This is a genomic window from Halorubrum sp. SS7, assembly GCF_005435055.1.
Lineage (GTDB): Archaea > Halobacteriota > Halobacteria > Halobacteriales > Haloferacaceae > Halorubrum > Halorubrum salinarum.
This window is the reverse complement of the sequence record NZ_SGXV01000059.1, coordinates 1-604: the sequence shown is the minus strand read 5'-3', so window position 1 is coordinate 604 and position 604 is coordinate 1. Positions and strand designations below refer to the sequence as shown.

At 59.6% G+C, this 604-nt stretch carries 1 pseudogene; it reads right to left on the bottom strand.

The annotated features are described in order from the left end of the window. Window positions 1-283 precede the first annotated feature (283 nt). Window positions 284-604 (bottom strand): annotated as a pseudogene (locus EXE44_RS21520) (hypothetical protein); the annotation flags it as partial.

Below are 604 nucleotides of genomic sequence, written 5' to 3'. Positions count from 1 at the left end.
GGCTGTAACACGCGTTCAGCGTATGGCACGCGTTGAGGCCGCGATCACGTTCCTCGAATCGGACTCTCTCCGACGTCTCCGCAACAGCATCGTCAAACACACACCCCTGTTTGATATGTTCATCAAGCGGCAAGCACGAAACGACTAGGGTCCGGGAGCGGCTCCTCTGACTGGCGCCTCCCGCATCGTTTGAGCCTCGGCGCGCCAAGACCCCTCGTCACCAGTTTTCAAGGTATTGCTGAAATCACAACAGCGTAGAACTGTGAACTCGTAACAGCGTCGGCTACTCGTCTTCGAGAGCGTCGTAGATGTCCCGGTTCGAATCCCGGTCGCCGGCTGCGACCCGTCGAACCAGTTCCCGCCGGATATCCTCCATCACCTCGTCGAGCGGAGACGCTGTTTCCGCCCCTCCCTCGGTGGTCATACCTGAACGGACGCTTCGAGCGCCGTTAATCGTCGGGTCCGAAGAATCGCCGGTCAACCGATCTAGCCCGTAGTTGACGAGTTCGTCTCGCCGTTCGTCGATCTCACCGGCCAGATCCAGGTCTTCGGTACGGGATCGGAGATACTCGGTGGTTCCCTCCTCATCCATCGCCGCTTCGTC